Source organism: Stenotrophomonas sp. GD03958 (assembly GCF_029839005.1).
GTDB classification, from domain to species: Bacteria; Pseudomonadota; Gammaproteobacteria; order Xanthomonadales; family Xanthomonadaceae; genus Stenotrophomonas; species Stenotrophomonas hibiscicola.
This window is the reverse complement of the sequence record NZ_JAOBZT010000001.1, coordinates 107093-125659: the sequence shown is the minus strand read 5'-3', so window position 1 is coordinate 125659 and position 18567 is coordinate 107093. Positions and strand designations below refer to the sequence as shown.

Below are 18567 nucleotides of genomic sequence, written 5' to 3'. Positions count from 1 at the left end.
TTGTACTGCGGCACGTTCACCAGGCCCGGCGCGCTGATCACCGGCTCGATCGTCGGCGGTCCGATCACCGCTACCGTCGACGTGGCCGACCACGGTCCGCAGCCTGCGCCATTGCAGGCGGCAACCCGATAGCCATAGCTGCCGACCCCGCGCGCAGCGGTGGCATAGGAACCCGCGTTGCCGTCGAACAGCGTGACCCATCCACCACCATTGCTGCTTTCCTGCAGGGTGTAGCGCGTGGCACCAGCCACCCCGTTCCAGCCGATGCCGATACTGCCCGGCGCAGCGCGTGCCGGCGCAGAAAGACCTGGCGCAGTGGCAGGCGGATACACCACCGTCACCGCAGCCGTGGCGCTGTATCCCGTGCACCCCACCGGGTTACATGCGCGAACCCGGTAGTTGTAGCTTCCCGCTGCCTTGCCACTGAAAGCCTTGGACTGACCAATGGCGTTGTGCACCTGGGCCCAAGCGCCACCATTGGCGCTTTCCTCCAGCTCATAGCGCTCGGCACCGGAAGCCGCAGACCACCCCACGCTGTAGCTGCCATTGAAGGCCGTGGCAGGCAGGTTCAAGGTCGGTACGGTGGATGGCGCCAGTGCCACGGCCACTGATGCGACATTGCTCCATCCGCCGCACACCGCCCGGCAGCCGCGCACCCGGAACTGATAGGTTCCCGTGACCAGGCCGGTGCTGGTGAACGATTGCGCCGCGCCATCAAAGACCGTGCTCCAGGTGCCCGCAAGGGCGCGCTGCAGCTCATAGCGGTTGGCACCACCGGCCAGGCTCCAGGTCAGGTTCACGCTGCCCTGGGTGATGTAGCCCGGCGCACTCAGCGCGGGAACGCTGGGTGCGGCTTCGCCATGCACCTGGGACACCAGGCTGCCTGACAGGTAGAGATAGTCGGTCTGTTTGCCGGTACGTTCGTTGCGCTGGAATCGCAGCACACCGCCGTTGTCGTAGAACGAATAGATCGCCCCCTTGCCACTGGCGCTGGCCTTCACCCGGCGCCCGTGGGCGTCGTACTCGTAACTCTCTGCTGTACCCGCCGCACGCAGTCGGTTGCCGTAATCAAACGCGAAAGCTTGACCATTGCGCACCGATAGATTGCCCTGCACGTCATAGCCAAGACCGGTCACGGTTGCCCCGGTTCCGGTTTCGATCACGTTGACCAGCCGATTGGTCGGATCGAAATAGTGCGTACGATCGCGGCTGCCGACCTTGGCACGGCGCAGGTTGTCCAGCGCGTCATACTCATACAATGCGTTGCCGAAGCCCGGTGCAGTGACCGTCCGCAACCGGTCCAGGCCGTCATAGGTCATGTCCCGGTTACCGGGCGCCCCGGGCAGGCCATCGGAAATGGCCATCACGTTGCCGCCAGCATCGTAGTCGTAGCTGTCATCCAGCACTGCGGCCGCTGCAGTGGCATCGCGGCTGCGGTCGGGCAGCCCGCGGGCATTCTGGGTCAACGTGTGCACGATCCCGTTGCCATAGACAAAGCGGGCCAACGCGCCATTGGCAAAGTAACTGGCCTCCTTTGCATAGCCGCCGACCGTCGTCGCCCGACCCAGTGCATCCGGCGCATAGCTGACGACACGTCCCCCCGGATAGGTATTGCTGGCCAGTGTGCCGTTGGCATCGTAGCCATAGGCCAGGCTCAGGCTTCCCAGATCCGGATGCTGCAGGGTTTCGCCGCTGAGCAGGCGGCGGCGGTTGTACTGGTAGCGGTTGACGACCATCGGCCGGGCCGGGTCGTTCTGCGTACTGATCTCGGCAGGCAGACCATCAGGCGCGTAGGACCAGTTCTGATTTCCGCGCCCATCCGGGAAGATCAGGGTCGACAGGCGGTTGGCAGCATCGTAACTACGCTTCACCGCACGTCCACTGGCCAGCGCTTCACTGCGGTTGCAGTCGGTGGTGCTGGTCAAACCCGTGCCGGCCGCCGACCACAGCACGTTGCCTGCCGCGTCGTAGTCCTGCACGGTCGCGCCGGTTTCCGGTTCGATGGTCTTGCACAGCTGCTGGTAGCCGTCATAGACGTAGCGGCGGGTCAGCGACTGGCTGCCGTCTGCACTGCGGCGGGTGATCGCCAGCGGCTTGCCAAACGTGTCTCGCTGGATCTCGGTCACCACGCCTTCCGGGTGCTGCAGCGTCAGCGGCATCTCATAGCTGGGCTGGTCGTAGGCAAGATGACGGGTCGTCGTGGCCTCGCCGCGTGGATTGGTCACCTTCACCGACAGATTGCCCACGTACTCGGTGCGGGTAACCAGTGCCCCCAGCTCGGACGATTGACTGACCACGGTGGGGCGGCCCAACGCGTCGTACTGCGTCGTGGTGCCGGTCAGGGTGGCATTGATATCGGAGAACTGCCGCGTGGGATACGAGGCAAACACGGTCTTGCCGCTGGTGTCGTAGCGGGTCACCACGGCGCTGTCCAGCACGTTGTTGGCGTTTTCGGTCACCAGCACCGGGCGGAACATCGCATCCAGGTAGGTATCCGTGCGCCGCCCGCCCTGCGTGCGGGAGTGCTTCCACGCACCGGCGGGCACCCCCAGCTGCGCGCCACCCAGCCGCTGCAGGTCCATGGTTACGCCATTCCAGTTCACGCTGTCGCCGCCAGGGAACTGCTGGCTGCGCAGCCTGCCCATGCTGTCGTAGCTGAAGCTGGTGGTTGCGCCGGTTTCGTCGGTCAGCGAGGTGATCCAACCGTTGTCGTCGACGGCAACCGTGCGCACCGCGCCATTGGGCGCTTCGGGCGTGGCCGGCATGCGCAGCTGCTGCGGAACGCCACGCTTCCATCCCGACAGATGGCTGGTATTGCCGCGGCCATCGGCCACCGAGGCAACCGTGCCGTCGGCTGCGTAGGTCACCTGCTGCGCCAGGCGGCCGAATGCATAGGCGCGTAACGGCAGTGCTTTGGCCGTATCGAATTCGGTGCGGGACTGCTCGATGCCATTGAGCACACTGCGCGCCACCTGGCCGTTCACCCATAGCGCGGGATTGTCGTAGTAGCTGGTGCTGCTGGTGCGACTCTGGCCGGCGGAATTCGCTTCGACAACGGTGACTTCGCGCGCAAATGCATCAAAGGCCTGCACGGTGCGGGTGAACTGCACGCCATCCTGTTCCACAACGGTGGATTGGACGGGGCGGTTGTAATGGGCCTTGAGATCGTTGGCACCGTACTTGAAGTCCTTGCCGGCCTCCTTCGGGAAGGGCGCCGCATCCAGCTGGGCATCCGGATAGTAGTTGTTGCGGTCAATGCGCACGACCGAGCCGCCCGATCGCGTTGTCGTGGACAACAACAGGCCATCGTTGTAGGCAACTTCCTTGCCGAACTCATAGACGCGAACGACACCATCGGGCAGCGTTTCGGTGGTGATCTTCGGCTCTGCCTGGCCCACCGGGATTACTGGACCGCCCAGGTCCTGGGCGAAAGCACCGTTGAGATTGGTGTATTGATAAGTCCACTGTGCAGTGGGCATGCCCGGACCGCTGATGGTCTTGGTCACCAGCGACATTGCGTCACGGTAGACCGGCGTGTAGTTCCAGCCATCGGCAAACAGGTGATTGTCGCCAGAGGTCTGGCAATCCAGCTTTACATTCTTGCGCCCGTGGCGGAACGGGCGGAACAGGAACGTTCCCAGCGCACCCGACGGATGCTGGATGCTCAGGGTGATCTCGCTGGGCACGATCTTGTTGACGCGCGAGCATGTGGCCGGGTAGTCCATGTACTCCCAGATGCTCTGCCCGATGTAGTCGGCATACTTGTGGGTGACTGACAGCGGCGGCAGGTTGTAGACCCATTGGGTTCCGTCCGGCAGCGTCACTGTCCGCAGGATATCGGCCTCCGTGTACCCGTAAGTCCAGGTGCGCCCTGCAGCGGTTGCGGACGCGATCAGTCCTTTCGCGTTGTAGGCCAGGCTGATCTCGCGGCCATCGTTGGCAACCATGCGCAACAGCCGGTCGCCACTCCACTCGTAGCGCACCCAGTTGCCGAAGCGATCCACAACCTGCGATGGGTACAGGAACACACGCTTTCGATTCAGCAGTGCATTGCTTTCTGGCCCGTAGGGTTGCAGCGTCGCACCGTTGTGGGGCTTGGCGACCATCCAGTCGAAGTAGTACTTGGTGCCGTCGGGAGCATGGCCAAGGAAGCCTTGTCCCGGCTGTCCACTCTTCAGGGCGGTCAGGCAGCTGAACGTCCAGCCGCCCTTGGTATTCCAAGGCGCCGGTTCGCCAAACTGTGGCTGCGGCTGGCGCGCATCACCGCTGCCTCCCAGGACCGGCTCACCGCCACCGCCTGGCAGGGAAAGGCGCACGCCGTCCCAGAATGTAGTGGGACTGAAATTGACGGTCTGGGTTTGGCGACGGTTCCAGACCTCCAGCGCTGGGGGCGCCGCCACCGTACTGCAGCGCGCAGCAGGCGCCCAGTAGCCGACAGCAGCGGTCTCCGGCAGATCACCATAGACGCCGGACATGGACGGAATATCCAGATCCCAATCCGAGAATGGGCTCTCACCGCTGCCATCGCCATCGCTGTAGCTGCGGCCCAGGGTCATCGTCAGGCTGCCATTGCCCGGAATCGAAATATCCGTGGCTTTGAAACTGATCGAGCCGTCGTAGAGATTGACCTGCTCGCCGAAGATCTCGCCCTTCAGCGGTTCGACAAGGTCCCCGTACTTCAGTCGCTTGTCGTACTCCTGCCGCCAGGTGGGAACGATCTGGGCGGAAACGCCGACCGGTGCCAGCACGCACAGGGCAACGACACCGAGAAGCAGACCCTTGGCAGCCATTGCCGCGCGCGGATGAGAAATGAGGCCAGACTGCATGCAGATCCTCCCTGGATCGACGTCCCTGTGTGCCCCACCCGCGCCGAACGGCGGTTGGCCTTCGACCAGGCGGCACCCACGCCGGCAGACAGCCACGCGTTGCTTAACGGTGGGCGGGTGCTGGCCACAGATATGAACGAATAATGAAGATGGCGTCAAGTCCACGTATTGGCCACACTCGGCAAAGTCACGTCAGCCAGCAGCCTCCCGCGCCCTTCCCCGCCCCACATAGAATGTCCCCATGAGCACCCTGACCTTCCGCGCCGCCACGCCGGCCGACATCCCCGCCCTGATCGCCCTCGTCACCTCGGCCTACCGCGGCGATGCCAGCCGCGTCGGCTGGACCACCGAAGCCGACCTGCTGGACGGCGCCCGCATCGACGCCGAAGGCATCCAGGCCGACCTGGACCGCCCGCGCTCCACCATCCTGCTGGCCGAGCGCGGGGACCAGCTGGTGGCCTGCGCCCATGTCGCCGATGTCGACGGCAAGGGCTATTTCGGCATGTTCTCGGTCGACCCGGCCCAGCAGGGTGGCGGCGTTGGCAAGCAGCTGATGGACGCCGCCGAAGCGCACGCCGCACGCGAATGGAACGTGCCGGTGATGCAGATGACGGTGATCGACGTGCGCGACGAACTGATCGCCTTCTACGAGCGTCGCGGCTACAGCCGCACCGGCATCAAGAAGCCGTTCCCGTATGGCGACGAGCGTTTCGGCATTCCAAAGCGCGACGACCTGCGCTTCGAGATTCTGGAAAAGCCGCTGACCGGAGCCGTCGCGTGAGCGAGGCCTGGACCTTTGTCTGTGCCGGCGCCGAGCTGTTGCCGGGTGAAATGAAGAGTGTGTTCGACGAGGTGACCGGCACGCCGATCGTGGTGTTCAACCTCGACGGCGAGCTGTACGCCCTGGAAGACCAGTGCACGCATGAAGAGTTCGAGCTGTCCTCGGGCGAGTTCAACACCACCGAAGGCAGTGTGGAGTGCGTGCTGCACGGGGCGCGCTTCGACGTGCGTGACGGGCGCGCTTTGTGCGCGCCGGCCTACAGCCCTGTGCCCAAGTTTCCGGTGAAGCGCGAGCACGACGCCATCTGGACCCGCGACGACCGGGATTGAGGCGGCGCTCCGCCCGGAGAGACCATTCACGGGGCGCCCCGCCAGAGAGCATCAACCCATGGGGTGGATCTACCGGAAGGCCATGAGAACCCTTCCAGGGCGCCCCGTGGCCGCCTCGGGGGGCCTCCACGCCCCGTACATGCGAATCATTATCGTTGATGTTATTCTACGTAACATCTTCGTAACGACTCCGCCCCTCGCGCCATGGCTTCGCCCGCGCCCACCGCCACGCTGTGCCAGCTTGCCCGTCAAGGGTGGCCGCTGCTTGTGGCCGTGCTGCTGACACTGCTGCTGGGCTGGTCGGCACTGCACGAAGGACGCGACAACGGCCCTGCTGCCAACGGCTGGCAGGCACAGGCTGAAGATCTGCAGCAGGTCATGCCGATGCCGGCCCCGCCGGCGGACGAGTGCCCGCACCCTGCCGCGCCAGCACCGGAGCCGCCGCTGGATGGCGAGGGCACCATGCCCTGTACCGGACTGGCTCCCCCGCGCGCCGCCCTGGTCGTACATGTTCCGCTGTGGCGCTCCAACGCCCTGCGCTGGCAGCTGCACGATCCCGCACTGCGGTTGAACCCCGGCCACGCACCGCCCGCACCGCACGCCAGCTGAGACGCCCTGCGGCTGTTGCCGTGCGTCTGACGTCATTCGCCCATAGCCGAGCATCGGCTCGGCTCTACAGACGAAGCTCTCCACGTGCCCACGCGCTGCCTGCGCTACGGCTCTCCCCCTTTCCCGATCCACGCCACGACCCATCGCCATGACCTACATCACGTCCCGCAAGCACGCCCCGCGCGTTTCCCTGCTCGCCACCGCCACCCTGGCCGCGGGCTTCGCGCCGCTGGCTGCGCAGGCCGCCGACAGCGCCGACGCCGGCTCCCGCAACGCCACTGAGCTGGACAAGGTGCAGGTGCGCGGCAGCTGGTTCAACCCGTCCTCGCCGAAGTTCACCGCCGAGCTGCTGGACACCCCGAAGTCAGTGTCGATCGTGTCGGAGAAGCTGATCGCCGAAACCGGTGCGACCAACCTGCAGGATGCGCTGCGCATGGTGCCGGGCATCACCTTCGGTGCCGGCGAAGGCGGCAATCCGACCGGTGACCGCCCGTTCATCCGTGGCTTCGATTCGCAGAGCAACGTGTTCGTCGACGGCCTGCGCGACGTCGGCTCGCAGACCCGCGAGATCTTCGACCTGGAGCAGGTGGAAGTGGTCAAGGGCCCGAGCTCGGCCTACGGCGGCCGTGACTCCGGTGGTGGCAGCCTGAACCTGGTGAGCAAGACGCCGAAGCTGAAGAACGAGACCAGCGCCAGCATGGGCATCGGTACCGACAGCTACGCACGCGGCACCGTGGACGCCAACTACGTGCTGGGCGACGGCATCGCCGCCCGCCTGAACCTGATGAAGCACGAGTCGGACATCGCCGGCCGCGACGCCGCCAACGTCAGCCGCTGGGGCATCGCGCCGTCGATCGCGTTCGGCCTGAACGGCCCGGCGCAGCTGATCGCCAGCCACTACCACATGCAGAGCGATGACCTGCCCGATGCGGGTGGCTTCCCCTACAACAATCCGTTCTCCAGCGGCCCGAACGTGGCCAGGAACGGTGATGGCCGCCCAATGGTGCCGGACCGCAACAACTACTACGGCCTGGTCGACCGTGACTTCCAGCGCACCCGCGCCGACATCAGCACTCTGGACGCCAGCTACGACTTCGGTGGCCACAAGCTTCGCAACATCGCGCGCCTGGGCAACACCAGCAACGACTACCTGTGGACCCAGCCGGACGACAGCAAGGGCAACCCCAACCTGTACGGCACCTTGTGGCGTCGCACCAACACCCGTGCGGTCGACGTCAAGAGCTTCGCCGACCAGCTGGGCCTGACCGGTGCGTTCCAGACCGGCGCGCTCAAGCACAGCTACAGCGCGGGCCTGGAGTACAGCGACGAGAAGATGACCCGTGGCAGCTACCTGATGTCGCCGGGCACCGCCAATCCCCTTGAAAACAGCGCCAACAGCACTCGCTGCCAGGTGTCCGGCGCGGCCACCGGCTACAACTGCACCGACTTCAACAAGCCGAACCCGAACGATCCGTGGGCGGCCGGTCAGATCGTCTATCGCAGCGACAAGGCGCTGGACGTCGAGCAGCGCACCAGGACCACCTCGGCCTACGTGTTCGACACCATCGAGCTCAATGAGCAGTGGATGATCAACCTCGGCCTGCGCTACGACGACTTCCGTACCACCCTGACCACGCCGGTGGCCGGCAAGGCACCGACCCGCGTGCGCAACAGCAACGACTTCCTGAACTACCAGGCCGGCGTGGTGTTCAAGCCGGCCGCCAACGGCAGCATCTACCTGTCCTGGGGCACCTCCTCGACCCCGCCGGGCATGGACGGTGGTGACGGTTCGGACGGCCTGAGCGCGGCCGTTGCCGACCTCAAGCCGCAGGACACGAAGAACCTCGAACTGGGCACCAAGTGGGACCTGCTGGACAACCGCCTGAACCTGACTGCTGCGATCTTCCACACCGTGATGAACAACGCGCGCGTGACCGTCGACAACGGCACCAGCCAGAACGCCGGCAAGAAAGAGATCAACGGTTTCGAGCTGGGCTTCAACGGCCAGTTGACCGAGGCCTGGAGCCTGTACGGCGGCTACACCTACCTCGATTCCGAGCTGAAGGACAATGGCTTTGTCTGTGGCGCACCGGTGGGCCGCACCTGCCCGTCCAACGTCTACGTGCCATCGCCGAACAACGGCAACGAATTCCCGAACACCGCCAAGCACAGCGCCAACCTGTGGACCACCTACCGCTTCCCGATCGGCCTGACCATCGGCGCTGGTGCGTTCTACTCGGACAAGCAGTACGGTGATGTGGCCAACACCAAGTGGATTGCCAGCTACACCCGCTTCGACGCGATGGCCAGCTACGCGATCCAGGACAACATCAGCCTGCAGCTCAACGTGCAGAACCTGACCGACAAGACCTACTTCACCAAGGCCTATGCCTCGCACTACGCGAGCATCGCCCCGGGTCGCTCGGCCACCCTGGCACTGAACGTGAAGTTCTGATGTAACTCCGCTCCACCACGGCGGCAGGCGCTCCTGCCGCCGTTTTTGTTTCCGGCGATACTCACCGCATGGCGACCCTTACCCCCATCGACAGCGATGCCCTGGCCGAACTGCTGCAGCACGACCCGGCAGCCGCGTTCGCACGCGTGCGCGACGCTGCGCAGGCCGGGCAGGTCGAGGCACAACTGCTGCTCGCGCAGATGCACATGGAAGGCAAAGGCACCGCACAGGACGCCTCGGCGGCACGGCTCTGGTACGAAACCGCCGCCAACAACGGCGCGCCGATGGCGATGAACATGCTGGGCCGCTGCCACGAACTGGGTCAGGGCACCGCGCCCGACCCCACACTCGCCGCAGTGTGGTACCGGCGCGCGGCCGACACCGGGCTGGACTGGGGCCTGTACAACCTGGCCAACCTGCTGGCCACCGGCCGCGGCGTGACCCAGGACCGCGCGCAGGCACTGGCCCTGTACACCCGTGCCGCACACCTGGGCCATGCCAAATCGATGAACCTGCTGGCCCGCCACCTCGAAGACGGCCTGGAGATCGAGCGCGATCCGCAGGCCGCCTTGGGCTGGTACCAGCGCGCGGCCGAGGCCGGTGATTTCCGCGGCCAGGCCAACTACGCCTCGATTCTGCTGCAGGCCGGCCAGGTCGAGCAGGCCGTGCACTGGCTGCAGCTGGCGCTGGCCAATGGCAGCCCTACATTCATGGCACACATCGTGCCGGAGCTGGCCGCATCGCCGCATCCACAGGTGCGCGCCCTGGTCGCGCCGCCGTCCCTCTGAGGAGTCCCGCATGCTGCTGCACATCCCCGACATTCTCAGCACCGACCAGGTGGCCGACTTTCGCCGCCGACTGGATGCCGCCGACTGGACCGATGGCCGCGAGACCGTCGGCCATCTGGGCGCGCAGGCCAAGCACAACCAGCAGCTGCCCGAGGCCTCGCCGCTGCGCCGCGAGCTGGGCGAGATCATCCTTGTCGCGCTGGCCCGTCACCCGCTGTTCTTCAGCGCGGCGCTGCCGCTGAAATACCTGCCGCCACGCTTCAACCGCTACAGCGGTGGCGGCACCTATGGTTTCCACGTCGACGGCGCGGTGATGAGCCTGGCCAGCGGCGAACAGCTGCGTTCGGACATCTCCTGCACCCTGTTCCTGTCCGCGCCGGACGAGTACGAGGGCGGCGAACTGATCATCAGCGATACCTACGGCGAGCATGAAGTGAAGCTGCCCGCTGGCGACCTGATCGTGTACCCGTCCAGCAGCCTGCACCAGGTGCGGCCGGTTACCCGCGGCGCGCGCGTGGCCTCGTTCTTCTGGGTGCAGAGCATGATCCGCGACGATGTGCAGCGCCGCCTGCTGTGGGAAATGGATGGCGCGATCGAGCGCCTGCGGCAGACCGGCGGCGACGCCGAGGTGGTGCTGCAGCTGACCGGCGTATACCACAACCTGCTGCGGCGCTGGAGCGAAGTCTGAGCCTTGCCGGGCCGGCCTGCGACATTTGTCAATCATTCTCATTTGCAACGGCTAACAGCTCTCATTACAATCACGCCCCGTTGATGCCGGCCGCTGCCGGCAGACCCCTGGGGACCCCTGCTTGCTGCGCCCGCTTCGCCCTCGCCCACTCATCCATCGCAAGATGGGCACCGCCATGCGTGGCCAGCGTCCTGCGCTGGCCAGCCTGCTGGCGTGGGTGGCGATGCTGGCCTTGCTGCTGGGCACCCTGCCACTGCTGCCACACGGGCAAGCCGGAATGGCCGTGCAGATGCCGCTGGAAGAACGCGGTGGCGAAGCGCCCCTGCAGGAAGAGGCCCCGGCCAAGCTGCGCCGCTGTGCTGCCGCCCCGGTGAAATCAGCCGAGAAGGCACGCCCGCCGTTGCTGCTGGCCAGCCAATGGCTGCGCACCGAGCTTGAACTCGTACCCGCTACGCCGGCCATGCCCGGCATGCGCCCGGACTGGCCGCTGGCCGCTCCGGACACGCCCTGGGCCGATGCGCCCGGGCGCCGCCAGCAACGCGGCCAGGCGCCGCCGCTCGCCTGATTCACGGCCCCGCGTGACCGCCTGCGCGGCGTGCCCGCGCGCCGCTGCCTGCTTCATCCCTGCCGCCCCTGACCGGGCCTCCCCGTGCATGCCGACCGTTCGCGCCTGGCATCGCACCACCCTGCATCCTTCGAGGTTACTGCCATGGCCCAGCGCCATCGTGTCCGTTCGTCCCTGTCCCGTACCCTGCTGACCAGCGCCGTGCTGGCGGCCATGACCGCCCATGCCTTCGCCCACGGTGACGCTACCGGCACGCCACAGACGCTGGACAAGGTGGTGGTCACCGCCTCCGGCTTCGAGCAGAAGGTGGTCGATGCGCCGGCCAGCATCAGCGTGGTCAGTCGCGAAGAACTCAGCAAGCGCCCCTACACCAACCTGGTCGACGCGCTGCGCGACGTCGAAGGCATCGACGTCGGCCTGGAGGCCACCGACAAGAACGGCCGCGCCACCATCTCCATGCGCGGCCTGCCGTCCGAATACACCCTGGTGCTGATCGACGGCCGCCGCCAGAGCAATGTCGGCCAGCTGTACCCGAACAACTTCGGTGGCGGCCAGTTCGCCTACCTGCCGCCGCTGGACGCGATCGAACGCATCGAAGTCGTGCGCGGCCCGATGTCCACGCTGTACGGCTCGGACGCGATGGGCGGCGTGATCAACATCATCACCCGACGCAACCAGGACCGCTGGCACGGCGCCGTGACCCAGGGCTTCACCGTGCAGCAGGATGACCAGTTCGGTGATGCGCGCACCACCGACCTTTACTTGAGCGGCCCGCTGCTGAAGGACCGCCTCAGCCTGGCGGTGCGCGGCAGCTACTACGACGCCAAGGCCTCCAACCCGGAGTGGGATGCACTGACCCTGCCCGACGGCAGCCTGTGGGAGCGCAGCATCGGCTTCGGCGGCGGTGGCAAGTCGGTGGCCAACACCAACTGGAATACCGGCGTGCGCCTGGACTTCCGGGTCAACGATGACCACGAACTGTGGCTGGACTACGACGTATCGCGGCAGAAGTACGACAACAGCGAAGGCCAGACCGGCACGCTGGACAGCCTGGCCAGCCTGTGGCGCGTCGGCAATGCGGTCATCCCCAACCCGAACGGCAGCGGCACCGTCACCCGCCGCGTAGTGCAGCCGCGCGTCGGCTACACCGCCTACCAGCGCTACGAGCGCGATCAGCTGTCGCTGACCCACCAGGGCCGCTACAGCTTCGGCACCTGGCAGACCTCACTGACCCACAGCAAGAGCAGCAACCTGGGTCGTTCGCTGCCGCTGACCCTGGACGAGCGCGCCAACCTGCAGACGCTATGGAATGACGTCTGCCGTCGTACCGGTGCTGCCAACAACTGCGCGGCCGGCCGTGGCAATGCGCTGACTGCGCTCAATCCCAGCGAGATGGCGCGCCTGCAGGCGTTCCTGCCGCGTCCGCTGCGCACCATGGAACTGGAAGGCTACGTGCTTGACACGATGCTCGACCTGGACTTCGGCGCGCACACGCTGACCGTTGGCGGCCAGTACAACGACACCGACATGATCGATGGCGTGTTCGGCATGGATGGCGCCGGCTACCGCAGCAACACCAGGCAGAAGCACCGCATGTGGGCGCTGTTCGCCGAGGACAACTGGGCGCTGACCGATACCCTCACCGCTACCTTCGGCCTGCGCTACGACGACCACAACGTGTTCGGCAGCCACGTCAGTCCGCGTGGCTACCTGGTGTGGAACGCCAGCGATGCGTGGACCTTCAAGGGTGGCGTCAGCACCGGCTACAAGACCCCGCGACCGGACCAGTTGTTCCCGGGCATCACCGGCTTCGGTGGCCAGGGCGTGCTGCCTCTGGTCGGTTCCCCGAACCTCAAGCCTGAAACCAGCACCAACTACGAGCTGGCCGCCTACTACGAGGGCCAACGCTGGGGCTTCAACGTCACTGGCTTCTTCAACACGTTCGAAGACAAGATCGCCAGTGGTGGCACCTTCCCGAACTGCGAAGTAGCCCGCGCCGGCAGCGGCTACTGCGTGGACATCGGCCCGGGCTGGGCCGCACTGGGCTACAGCACCTTCACCCAGAGCGTGAACATCGACAAGGCTGACACGCGGGGTGCCGAACTGGCCGCCCACGTCGACCTGCTCGACACCCTGCAGCTGCGCGGCAACTACACCTGGACCAGGAGCGAGCAGACCAGCGGCCCCGACAAGGGGCGCCCGATCTCAGGCACCATGCCGGCAAAACACATGGCCAACGCCAGCCTCAACTGGCAGGTCAACGAAGCGGTCAGCCTGTCGCTGATCGGCGAGGGCCGCTACGACCGCTACCGCGACACGCTGCTGGACGCCAACGGCGCCAGCCACACCCGCTACTACGAGGACTACACGATCTTCCATCTCGGTGGCAGCTGGAAGGCCACGCCCTGGCTGACGGTGAACGCACGGGTCAACAACCTGCTCGACAAGGATTTCGTCTCGCAGTCGTGCCTGTTGATCAGCCAGAGCGAATTCAACTGCGTGGACGACTACGCGACCAAGGACCAGCGCCGCAGCTACTGGATTTCGCTGAACGCGAAGTTCTGACCGCCGCGCGGTCGGCGCTCCATCCACGCATGGAGTGGATCTACTGATCCGCGGGATTGCCGGCCAGTCGGTAGTGCCGACCGCTGGCCGGCACCCCGAAATACCTGCTCCGGGATACAGAACGACACGCAATTGCGAGCTATTCTCATCAATGATGTAATGGGCAGTCCCCGTCCGCCTCGAACCGTGCCGTGAGCCGTCCTGCCTCTTCCACCGTGCAGCAGCAACAGAACCGTGGCTTCTGGCTGCGGACGCTGCACCAGTGGCACTGGATCAGCTCGGCGGTGTGCCTGATCGGCATGCTGCTGTTCGCGGTGACCGGCCTGACTCTCAACCATGCCGCGAAGATCGAGGCCAAACCCCAGGTGCAGAACCAGCGCCTGGAGCTGCCGGCCGCGCTGCTGGGCCAGCTCGGCACGCGCGAAGACGGCAACGCGCCGATCCCGCGCCCGGCCCGGCAATGGCTGGACACGCAGCTGGGCATCGCCATCGGCGGACGTCCGGCCGAGTGGTCGGCTGAGGAGATCTACCTGTCGCTGCCACGCCCCGGTGGCGACGCCTGGCTGAGCATCGACCGCGAGACCGGCGCGGTGGAGTACGAATCGACTTCGCGCGGCGTGGTCTCCTACCTCAACGACCTGCACAAGGGCCGCAACGCAGGCCCGGCATGGGGCTGGTTCCTGGACCTGTTCGCCGTGGCCTGCCTGGTGTTCTGCATCACCGGCCTGTTCCTGCTGCACCTGCATGCGCGGCAGCGGCGCATGACCTGGCCGCTGGTCGGCCTCGGCCTGATGATCCCGCTGTTGATCGCCCTGCTGCTGATCCACTGACTTCCACCGTGAATTCCATCCGTTCCTCCGGAGCCGCCCCATGCGCGTCACCCTGACCATCGCCCTCAGCGGCCTGCTGGCCACCTCGCCGGCCTATGCCGCCACCCTCGACATCAACGTCGAAGTGCCCAAGCTCAACGTGGCCGAATACCACCGCCCGTATGTGGCGGTGTGGCTGGAAGGCGCCGACCAGAAGGTCGCGGCCAACCTGTCGGTCTGGTACCAGCAGACCAGCAACAGCGAAGGCCACGGCACCAAGTGGCTGCCCGACCTGCGCCAGTGGTGGCGCAAGAGCGGCCGCACCCTGCAGGTGCCGGTGGACGGCGTGACCGGCCCGACCCGCCCGGCCGGCAAGCACGCGCTGTCGTTCAACGACAGGCAGCCGGCACTGAAGCAGCTGGCCCCCGGCAACTACACCCTGGTGGTCGAAGCAGTGCGCGAAGTCGGCGGCCGTGAACTGCTGAAGATCCCCTTTACCTGGCCGGCCACCGCCGCGCAGAACGGCAAGGCGCAGGGCGCCACCGAACTGGGCCAGGTCACCCTGTCCGTCAAACCCTGAGAGGGGACGGAGGGGATTAAGTCGTAATCCCCTTCTCCTTGCCGCATCACCCCGCATCCACTGGAGTCCTCCGCATGAAGCGCACGCTCGTCCTCGCCGCCGCCCTGGCCGCTGCCCTTCCCTTCTCCGCCCTGGCCCACAAGGCCTGGCTGCTGCCCTCGCAGACCGTGATCGCCGGCAATGCACCGTGGATCACCGTCGACGGTGCGGTCTCCAACGACCTGTTCTACTTCAACCACGTGCCGCTGCGCCTGGAATCGCTGGTGATCACCGCGCCGGACGGCAGCACCGTGCAGCCGCAGAACGCAGCGACCGGCAAGTACCGCAGCGTGTTCGACATCGAACTGAAGCAGCCCGGCACCTACCGCATCGCCTCGGTCAATGACGGCCTGTTCGCCACCTACGAGCAGAACGGCGAGCGCAAGCGCTGGCGTGGCAGCGTGGCAACCCTCGGCGAACTGCCCAAGGACGCGAAGAAGCTCGAACTGAGCCAGTCGGTGGGCCGCGTGGAGACCTTCGTCACCAACGGTGCGCCGAACGACACCGCGCTGAAGCCGACCAACCGTGGCATCGAGCTGGTCGCCGTCGGCCACCCGAATGACCTGTTCGCCGGCGAGGAAGCCACCTTCCGCGTACTGGTCGATGGCAAGCCGACCGCCGGCCTGGAGTTCGAGATCGTGCGTGGTGCCACCCGCTACCGCAACGCACAGGACGAACTGAAGCTCACCAGCGACGCCAAGGGCGAGATCAAGGTGACCTGGCCGGAAGCCGGCATGTACTGGCTGGAAACCGGCACCGAAGACAACAAGACCTCGGTGAAGCAGGCCGCCAAGCGCCGCCTGAGCTACGTCGCCACGCTGGAAGTGCTGCCGCAGTAATAGACGTGGACCGCGATGCCGGGCACGTCCCGGCATCGCGCCCGCAACACCCGCCATGACCGATTCCCTGTACGACATCGCCCGCCTCGGTGGCACCACCATGGGCACCACCTGGAGCGTGTCGCTGGTTGCGCCGCGCCAGCGCGACCTGCATCCGCTGCATGCCGGCATCCAGGCGCGCCTGGACGAGGTGGTCGCGCAGATGAGTACCTGGGAGCGCGGTTCGGATCTGAGCCGCTACAACCGCGCCGACACTGGCCAATGGTGTGTACTGCCCGCCGAAACGCGCCACGTTCTGGCCTGCGCACAGGCCATCGCTGCCGCCAGTAGCGGCGCCTTTGATCCCACCATCGGTCCGCTGGTTGCGCTGTGGGGCTTCGGTGCACACGCCGGCGAGCGCCGCCAACCCGATGCCACCACCGTACAGGCCACGCGCGAGCGCTGCGGTTGGCAGCGCTTGCAGTGGCAGGGCGATGCGCTGCTGCAACCGGGTGGGCTGGAACTGGATCTCTCTGCGATCGCCAAGGGCTTCGGCGTCGATCACGTCGCCGCGTGGCTGCGCGGACAAGGCATCGCTGCCGCGCTGATCGAGGTCGGTGGCGAACTGGCCGGCTATGGCCGGAAACCGGATGGCCAGCCGTGGCGCGTGCTGGTGGAATCGGCGCCGGAAGAGGATGCGCAGACCGATACTCCGCCACGGGTGCTGGTACTGGAGGGCAAGGCGGTGGCCACCTCCGGTGATCGCTGGCACCAGTACCAGGCCGATGGCGAGGCTTACAGTCACAGCCTGGACCCGCGCTCTGGCAGACCGGTGCGGCAGGTCGCCGCAGCGGTCACCGTGGTGGCCGACGACGCCATGCACGCCGATGCCTGGGCCACTGCACTGACCGTGCTCGGCCACGAACAGGGCATGGCGCTGGCCGAACGCGAAGGCCTGGCTGCTCGCTACCTGCAGCGTGCAGCAGACGGCCCGCGCGAATTTCTCAGCAGCGCCTTACAGCGCCTGCTCGACGAGCAGGACGCATGAGCGCACGTCCATCGCGCGCGTGGCTCGGCAACGCACTGGTCCTGCTCCTGCTGGCGCTGATCGCCTGGGCGCTGCTGCGACTGCATCTCGGCGAAGCCTGGTGGCAGGGCGCGCCGCCGGCACGGCAAACGCAGATCGCGATCATCGCCACCGCGCTGTATGCGCTGGCCTGCGCCGCACTGCGGTGGCGTGGGCGACCGCGCGACGATGCTGCCTCTGGCGACGTCGCACCGATCCTGATGGTCTGGTCCAGCCAGACCGGTTTTGCCCGCGAACTGGCCGAACGCAGTGCCGAGGCATTGCGCGGTGCCGGCGTGCCGGTGCGTGTGCGCGGCCTGCATGAGGTCGACGCCACGCTGCTGGCCGACAGCGAGCGTGCATTGTTCATCGCCAGCACCACTGGCGAAGGCGACCCACCCGATCATGCGCTGCCGTTCCTGCGCGGCGTGATGGCCTCACCGCCTGCGCTGCAGCACCTGCAGTACGGCGTGCTCGCACTGGGCGACCGCAGTTACGGCCACTTCTGCGGATTCGGCCACCAGCTCGACCAGTGGCTGCGCCAGCACGGTGCGCATCCGCTGTTCGATGCGATCGAGGTCGACAACGCCGATCCGGCCGCGCTGCGCCATTGGCAGCAATTGCTGGGCCAGCTCGGCGGCGGCGCCAGCGAACTGCCCGACTGGAGCCCGGCCGAGTACCAGCCGTGGACGCTGCTGCAGCGCGAGCATCTGAACGCCGGCAGCCCTGGCGGCCCCGTGTATTGGCTGCGCCTGCAGGCCCCGGCCGATGCAGATGCGCAGTGGCAGGCCGGTGACATCGCCGAGATCGGCCCGCAGCACGCATCGCACACCGTGCGTGCCTGGCTGGACGCACAACGCTTCGATGCGGATACCGTGCTGGATGACGGGCAGACGTTGCTGGCGTGTGTCGCGCGCTCGCACCTGCCCTCATTGGTTCCCCCGGGTGATCTGCCCGCATTGCTGGCGACCCTGCAACCGCTGCCGCATCGCGAGTACTCCATCGCCTCAGTGATGGCCGACGGCGCGGTGGAGCTGCTGCTGCGCCGACAGCTGCGCGCGGACGGCACGCCCGGCATCGGCAGTGGCTGGCTGTGCGACCACGCGGCCATTGGCGAGCCGGTGCAGCTGCGCCTGCGCCGCAACGACAATTTCCACGGCGTCGCCGCCGAGGTACCGCTGCTGCTGATCGGCAATGGCACCGGCATCGCCGGCCTGCGCGCACACCTGCACGAACGCGTACGCAGTGGCGCCCGCCGTACCTGGCTGCTGTTCGGTGAGCGCACCGCCGCCCACGACTTCCATTTCGGCGAAGAGCTGCAGGCGATGCTGGCCGACGGCACGCTGGCGCGGCTGGATGCAGTGTTCAGCCGCGATGGCGGTGTGCATCGCTATGTGCAGGACCGGTTACTGGCCGAAGCGGCAACACTGCGGCGGTGGGTGGATGAGGGCGCGACGATCCTGGTCTGCGGCAGCCTGCAGGGCATGGCCCCGGCGGTGGATGCGGTGATCGAGCAGGTGCTGGGGACTGCGGACAAGGAAGCGCTGCTGCTGGCCGGTCGTTACCGGCGCGATGTGTATTGAGGTCGCCGCATCCACGCATGGCGTGGATCTACTGCGCGGCGTGTCAAGGCATGGTTGGTAACCCCC

General features: G+C 66.6%; 14 protein-coding genes. 13 read left to right on the top strand and 1 reads right to left on the bottom strand.

The window, feature by feature from the left end; genetic code table 11:
• Positions 1 to 4826: wall-associated protein (locus N5C25_RS00615; protein ID WP_279936136.1), on the bottom strand; the 4826-nt coding region annotated here is incomplete at its 3' end.
• Between the two features lie 241 nt (positions 4827 to 5067).
• Between N5C25_RS00615 and N5C25_RS00610 the strand changes: the two genes are divergently transcribed.
• From N5C25_RS00610 to N5C25_RS00550, 13 genes are all read left to right on the top strand, one after another.
• The gene (locus N5C25_RS00610; RefSeq protein WP_021202565.1) at positions 5068 to 5607 is read left to right on the top strand and encodes a GNAT family N-acetyltransferase; all 540 of its coding nucleotides are present in this window, start codon (positions 5068 to 5070) and stop codon (positions 5605 to 5607) included.
• Positions 5604 to 5936 (top strand): non-heme iron oxygenase ferredoxin subunit, encoded by a 333-nt coding sequence (locus N5C25_RS00605; RefSeq protein WP_010483575.1) that lies wholly within the window; start codon positions 5604 to 5606, stop codon positions 5934 to 5936. The genes N5C25_RS00610 and N5C25_RS00605 overlap by 4 nt, the downstream gene beginning before the upstream one ends.
• Before the next feature lie 204 nt (positions 5937 to 6140).
• On the top strand, positions 6141 to 6545 hold the full coding sequence (locus N5C25_RS00600; RefSeq protein ID WP_134735820.1) for a hypothetical protein: 405 nt from the start codon (positions 6141 to 6143) through the stop codon (positions 6543 to 6545).
• A 148-nt stretch (positions 6546 to 6693) separates the two neighbouring features.
• Positions 6694 to 9000 (top strand): TonB-dependent receptor, encoded by a 2307-nt coding sequence (locus N5C25_RS00595; RefSeq protein ID WP_279936135.1) that lies wholly within the window; start codon positions 6694 to 6696, stop codon positions 8998 to 9000.
• 68 nt (positions 9001 to 9068) lie between these two features.
• Positions 9069 to 9788 (top strand): tetratricopeptide repeat protein, encoded by a 720-nt coding sequence (locus N5C25_RS00590; RefSeq protein ID WP_279936134.1) that lies wholly within the window; start codon positions 9069 to 9071, stop codon positions 9786 to 9788.
• Positions 9789 to 9798: 10 nt separating this feature from the next.
• Complete coding sequence (locus N5C25_RS00585) at positions 9799 to 10476, top strand: Fe2+-dependent dioxygenase (RefSeq protein WP_251103107.1); 678 nt, start codon at positions 9799 to 9801, stop codon at positions 10474 to 10476.
• A gap of 163 nt (positions 10477 to 10639) precedes the next feature.
• Positions 10640 to 11041, top strand: coding sequence for a hypothetical protein (locus tag N5C25_RS00580; RefSeq protein ID WP_058979345.1), 402 nt, complete (start codon positions 10640 to 10642; stop codon positions 11039 to 11041).
• Between the two features lie 144 nt (positions 11042 to 11185).
• Positions 11186 to 13606, top strand: coding sequence for a TonB-dependent receptor (locus N5C25_RS00575; protein WP_251103109.1), 2421 nt, complete (start codon positions 11186 to 11188; stop codon positions 13604 to 13606).
• A 191-nt stretch (positions 13607 to 13797) separates the two neighbouring features.
• Positions 13798 to 14436 (top strand): PepSY-associated TM helix domain-containing protein, encoded by a 639-nt coding sequence (locus tag N5C25_RS00570; RefSeq protein WP_058979348.1) that lies wholly within the window; start codon positions 13798 to 13800, stop codon positions 14434 to 14436.
• 40 nt (positions 14437 to 14476) lie between these two features.
• Entirely contained in the window at positions 14477 to 14995 is a 519-nt protein-coding gene (locus N5C25_RS00565) for a DUF2271 domain-containing protein (RefSeq protein WP_049413191.1), read from the top strand.
• A 74-nt stretch (positions 14996 to 15069) separates the two neighbouring features.
• Complete coding sequence (locus N5C25_RS00560) at positions 15070 to 15873, top strand: DUF4198 domain-containing protein (RefSeq protein ID WP_058979350.1); 804 nt, start codon at positions 15070 to 15072, stop codon at positions 15871 to 15873.
• 55 nt (positions 15874 to 15928) lie between these two features.
• Entirely contained in the window at positions 15929 to 16900 is a 972-nt protein-coding gene (locus tag N5C25_RS00555; protein ID WP_279936133.1) for an FAD:protein FMN transferase, read from the top strand.
• Positions 16897 to 18501, top strand: a complete 1605-nt coding sequence (locus tag N5C25_RS00550) for a sulfite reductase subunit alpha (RefSeq protein ID WP_279936132.1) — start codon at positions 16897 to 16899, stop codon at positions 18499 to 18501. Before N5C25_RS00555 ends, N5C25_RS00550 begins: the two co-directional genes overlap by 4 nt.
• The last annotated feature ends 66 nt before the right edge of the window (positions 18502 to 18567 follow it).